General features: G+C 60.1%; 5 protein-coding genes and 2 pseudogenes. 1 reads left to right on the forward strand and 6 read right to left on the reverse strand.

Going from position 1 to position 4,759, the window contains the following annotated elements:
• Positions 1-27: 27 nt before the first annotated feature.
• Entirely contained in the window at positions 28-570 is a 543-nt protein-coding gene (locus AACR77_RS00635; protein ID WP_052224757.1) for a hypothetical protein, read from the reverse strand.
• A 486-nt stretch (positions 571-1,056) separates the two neighbouring features.
• Between AACR77_RS00635 and AACR77_RS23035 the strand changes: the two are divergent.
• Positions 1,057-1,149, forward strand: a pseudogene (locus tag AACR77_RS23035) (subclass B2 metallo-beta-lactamase); the annotation flags it as partial.
• A 196-nt stretch (positions 1,150-1,345) separates the two neighbouring features.
• Here the strand turns inward: AACR77_RS23035 and AACR77_RS00645 are convergent.
• From AACR77_RS00645 to AACR77_RS00665, 5 genes and pseudogenes are all read right to left on the reverse strand, one after another.
• On the reverse strand, positions 1,346-1,741 hold the full coding sequence (locus AACR77_RS00645) for a hypothetical protein (RefSeq protein WP_042879144.1): 396 nt from the start codon (positions 1,739-1,741) through the stop codon (positions 1,346-1,348).
• Positions 1,742-1,976: 235 nt separating this feature from the next.
• Positions 1,977-2,486, reverse strand: coding sequence for a hypothetical protein (locus AACR77_RS00650; RefSeq protein ID WP_052224758.1), 510 nt, complete (start codon positions 2,484-2,486; stop codon positions 1,977-1,979).
• 168 nt (positions 2,487-2,654) lie between these two features.
• Positions 2,655-3,260, reverse strand: a complete 606-nt coding sequence (locus tag AACR77_RS00655; RefSeq protein ID WP_042879146.1) for a LysE family translocator — start codon at positions 3,258-3,260, stop codon at positions 2,655-2,657.
• 16 nt (positions 3,261-3,276) lie between these two features.
• Positions 3,277-4,104: an AraC family transcriptional regulator gene (locus AACR77_RS00660; RefSeq protein WP_010672934.1), complete on the reverse strand. Its 828-nt coding sequence runs from the start codon at positions 4,102-4,104 to the stop codon at positions 3,277-3,279.
• Positions 4,105-4,248: 144 nt separating this feature from the next.
• A pseudogene (locus AACR77_RS00665) lies at positions 4,249-4,759 on the reverse strand (flavodoxin reductase); the annotation flags it as partial.

Below are 4,759 nucleotides of genomic sequence, written 5' to 3' on the forward strand. Positions count from 1 at the left end.
TACCACCTAAAACGGTGTCCGGGATGATTAGACCACTACAATGTTACTTGCCGAAAGGGTGGCGAGCTTGTCGCCTGACTCCTTATATAGGGCTTCGTTTAGGGAGAAGGCACCGGATAGAACCTTTATGTTGATACATCTTTCCAGCCGCTTTTCGACCGGTAGGCCAAACCACCCGTTGCCAAACAGAGCAAGGGCAATATCCATCTCTTTACGCTCTAGGGGCTTGTTCTCCGGTGAGTTGCCGTTGAGCTTCCTGTAGACATCGTCGACGATCTCCTCGTAGGGTACTGCGGAGCGCCCTAGCACACGGCGTGCGAGATTCATAGCAGAGTTACCACCAAATGCTTGTAGTTCCTCCTTGAGCGTCTGTAGCAGCGCTAGGGGGTAACGATCTACTTTTGGATTGTGACGAGCCATGACCAGCTTCTGCTTGATCGATGCCTCTAGGCCCATACGCCCCTTGCCGTGATCAGTCAGCACATCGACCAGTACATCTATTTCCTGAGGGTGGGCCGCTAGCAGCTGTGCTAGCAGCTTTTTGTCAGATACATGTAGTGCTTTTGTCATTGCATTTCCTCTAGATTTTTTACCTTGAATCTATTTCAGCTGGTCGATATGCAGGCAAAAATACCATATCAAACTTATACATGGAGATAGTATTCGTCTGACTATTTGGTGGGGTTAAATGGATCTGCTTGTTCGGGTTGTGAAGAGTACTCGGACGATCTTGAATAGCGGGTTGCCGAGGGTTTGTTGGGATCCAAGGTTTCCTGCTTGTGTTGCCACCAGGTTATTCTTGGCAAACGGACGATTACGCTGCGCTAATCGTCCCTACATCAAGGTGGTGGTCACATGAGGTGAGTCTTTGACTCTCTCCATTCCCCGCATTGCCCACCGCCATCTTTGTCGTGACTCGCTGCTGATTTCCCCTGACTTCACCGAGACTTCACACAACCTCATTTTCCCCTCACAAATCCCCCCTATCTTCTGCCCACTGATAAATGGGTCCGCTTGCCACAGGGTGGCGAGGGCCAACGAGAGGGGAGCAAGACGATGACATCGTGGATCAAATACGGGTTGGCCGGGGCCTTGATACTGGTGGCGAGCTTCTGGGGCGGCAGCGTGCGGGCGGCGCAGATGCCCCTTGGCTGGGATGCTGCCCTGCCGGTACAGATAACCGGGCAAGATGCGGCGGTTCTGGCGGTGGCCTCTTTCCTGTCGCTCGGGGAATAGCCATCGGTTGCTGCCGGGCTCAGCACCTCAGGGCAGGGATTGGGGCCTGTTTATCCGGACCTGGGCGGTGAGGGCGCGGCATATGGCGTATCAACACAGACCGGGTGACCTACCGCGCCCGATATTGCGCATCCAGCCAGGCGATGGCCTCTTGGGGGTCGTTGAATGCCCGGATATGGTCCGGATGGGTGAGAGAGAGGCAGGAGAGGGCGATGTGATGGAGCACCTTGGCCGAATAGAGGGAGGCGATGGCCACCAGATTCTTCTGGGTCAGCCACTGATAGGTCTCCTGCAGATGGGGCAGGGCGGATAACACCACCCCCTGATGCTGACGATGGTCCACCAGGGCGCAGAAACGCTTACCATCGAGACTGTTTACTACGCGCTTAATCTCCGTAATCCACGTCAGCATACCCTCTTCATTGAAAGGGCCGATCAGCTCGCAGGTGACCAGGTGTTCCTGCACATTGAAGATGAAGTCACCGTGCTTTTTATCAAAGGACATACAACATTCTTATCCATGACCAGGGGCCGCAAGATGATGCTTATTCATTCCGAATGCATCAATACCCGAATAAGGGCTTGCTCGTGGCAGCTGTACTGCTGCGTTGACACCAGGAGATAAAGTGCTGGCCCGTGATGGCGATACGAGAACAACAGGTGGCGCCAGCGTGTTGCATCCGGATGCCGGGTAGTCCGGTCTGCACCCGGGGTGGCAATGCTCCTGTTTGCCCGGGCCCTTATCCCGGGGTGTCTTGCCCGGAAGGGGGGACGGCCTTGGTGAGGGCGTCGATGGCATTGGGGACGAATCGCTCGGAAAAACCGGCGATAAAGGCCCAGATGACGGCTTTGGCGGCATCCAGATTGGTTGCAGGAGAGGCCAGGGTCAGCAGAGTCTGCAAGGAGACATAGGGGTGCTCCATGTGTTTGAACTTGGGAAACAGGTCCCCCTGGAGCAGGCTGCTGGCAAAGAGCCCGTAGGCGATAAAACCGAGAATGCCGGAAAAGAGCAGGGAGACATAAAACTGCGTCACGATCACCCGGGGTTGGCTGATGTGGGTAATGGCACCGCTGTCGTGCAGCCTGGCGAGGCGGTAATAGTTGTTGATGACGGCCCCCACCGACCCGGCAAAGAAGATGGCGGTCATGATGTTGGAAATGAGGGGGATGGTTTGCAGCAGCAGTATCAGGGCAAGGCCTCCGAAGGAGATGAGGCCGCTGATGGCCAGGTGTTTGTAGTAGCGATCCATGGGTAGCTCCATATTGGGCAAGAGACCCTGTTGAGGATAGTCAGCCCATGGCGAAAATGACCCGAAAAGGCCGGTGCAGCAGTGCCCGCCCTTTGTCTGCTCTGTGAAGGCGAAACCCCGGCATAGGTGGGTGTTTCACCGGGGTTCTTGATGGAGCGATTCGCCTGATCAGCCGGCCAGCGGCAGATAGACATGCTGGTAGGCCAGGGCTATGGCGCTGTAGAGCAGCAGGGCGGCCATCAGCAGGTTGAAGTACCTGAACCAGCGAGGATGTTGAAGATGACGTCCGATGAGACTGCCCGCCATCGAGTAGCTGCCGGGGGCGCCGGCGGCCAGCAGGCCGAGCAGCAGGGACCAGGGCAGCAGGCTCCAGCCGTGGATCTGGGCTGCCGGGAACTGGATGCTGGTGATGGGCAGGGTGGCGATCATGGCCTTGGGGTTGAGCAACTGGATGACGAAGCCGCTGCGCACCCCCAGAGGGCGGGCAGGCGCCTCGTTGGCACCGAGCTCGCCGCTGTCGCTGGCGATCTTGATGGCGAGATAGGCGATATAGAGGCACCCCACCAGGCTGACATAGATCAGGGTATCTTCCCGCACCAGGCGGGTGCCCGCCCAGCCAAAGAGCAGCAGGAGCACGAACATCGCCAAGCCGACCCCGAGGAAGAAGCCAAGGGAGGCGCGGGTGCGGCCACCCAGGCCTGCATTGAGGCCGATGAGGTTGACGGGGCCAGGGGTATACATGATGCCGATGGCATAGGTGAGAAGCTCAATCATGGGGTGTTCCTTGGGCTCAGCGGATCAGGCTGGCACTGTATTGGGTGGGAGTCATGCCATAGATGCGCTTGAAGCGACGGTTGAGGTGACTGAGATCGGTGAAACCGTAGCGGTACACCAGATCCTGCGCTGACTCTCCGGCGGCCAGGGCGCGCCGGGCGGCATTGATGCGGCAGTTGATCACGTATTGATGGGGTGTGATGCCAAGCTGTTGGCGAAACAGCCGCAGGAAGTGGTACTTGGAGATGTTGGCCGCCGCGCTGATGTCGGCCAGGGAGATATCCTGCTGAAAGTGGGCGTGGATAAAGTCCCTGGCCTGCAACAGGAGGCGATCGATGCGGCTCACCCGGCCATTGGGCTCAAAACGTCCCGCCTGCTGCATCACCCGGGTGGCGAGGCGATAGAGGGCAAACTCCTGCTCTATGCTGTCGGCCTGGCCGCGCACCGCCTGGGCCAGCTCGAGGATGCAGGCGCTCAGCGCCTCATCGCGCACCAGGGGCTGCAACAACCGATAGGTCCCCATTGCCCGCTCGCCCGCGGCATCGGCAAACAGCGGGGTGAGTTCGTGGGGCGGAATGTAGAGCATGGTGTAGTCGAGGCTGGCGTTGTCACCGGCATGACCGTCGTGGACATCCCCGGGATTGAACTGGATGACGCTGCCTGCCGGGCTGGAGTGGGCTCCGCCGTGGCAGAAGAAGTTCTGCCGCCCGGCCAGAGTGACCCCGAAGGAGTACTCCTCGTGGGCGTGACGGTCGTAGCGAAATTCCGTCATGTTGACCCGCAGCGCAGTCAGGCTCGCCAGGTGCTGACTGTGTGCGAATATGAACTGGTTGTCCTGCGCCATCTTTCCCTCCTGTACCAGACTGCCCCCCTAATCTAGCCCCAAGCCTGTGTCGCCCGCTTGGACAATCTTGCTGTTTGCCGGCCCGCCTGCGCCCCGCACCGAGAAAAACGGCGCAGCCGATGGCTGACTGCGCCGGCTGGCCCGTCAGCGAAAGCGAAACAGCTCCCGGTGCAGCGGGGTGGCCAGATGGGCATCCAGGGTGTGGGCCATGGGCTCGGGGCCGCAGAACCACACCGGGGTGTGCTGGCGTTGGCCCAGGGCGGCGAGATCCAGTCGGCCGCGCTCGGATTCCAGGTGCAATTGGTACTCGACCCCGGCCCGGCGGCACAGCTCGGCCAGCCGGGCGTGATAAGGGGCGGCCTCGGCGGTGGGGGCGCACTGCAGCAAGGTGGTGCCGGGGCGTTGTTCGCCACGGCGCACCAGGGCCTCCAGCCAGGCGACGAAGGGGGTGATGCCGATACCGGCGCCCACCCAGAGCGCGGGGGCCGGATCCGGCAGGGCGAAGGCGCCATAGGGGCCGGTCACGGTGACCGTATCCCCCACCTTGAGGTGGCGGTGCAGCCAGCGGGTGTGATCCCCGAGGGCGCGCACCGCCAGTGTCAGGGTGCGGCCATCCGCCGAGACATTGACCAGGGTGTAGGGATGGGGACTGTGA

Origin of the sequence: Aeromonas sp. ZOR0002 (genome assembly GCF_963866995.1) — a bacterium.
GTDB classification, from domain to species: domain Bacteria; phylum Pseudomonadota; class Gammaproteobacteria; order Enterobacterales; family Aeromonadaceae; genus Aeromonas; species Aeromonas caviae.

Bases quoted from the DNA above. Each gene is read 5' to 3' on its own strand.
- AACR77_RS00635 (WP_052224757.1), bottom strand. From the start codon at position 570: ATGACAAAAGCACTACATGTATCTGACAAAAAGCTGCTAGCACAGCTG.
- AACR77_RS00645 (WP_042879144.1), bottom strand. From the start codon at position 1,741: ATGTCCTTTGATAAAAAGCACGGTGACTTCATCTTCAATGTGCAGGAA.
- AACR77_RS00650 (WP_052224758.1), bottom strand. From the start codon at position 2,486: ATGGATCGCTACTACAAACACCTGGCCATCAGCGGCCTCATCTCCTTC.
- AACR77_RS00655 (WP_042879146.1), bottom strand. From the start codon at position 3,260: ATGATTGAGCTTCTCACCTATGCCATCGGCATCATGTATACCCCTGGC.
- AACR77_RS00660 (WP_010672934.1), bottom strand. From the start codon at position 4,104: ATGGCGCAGGACAACCAGTTCATATTCGCACACAGTCAGCACCTGGCG.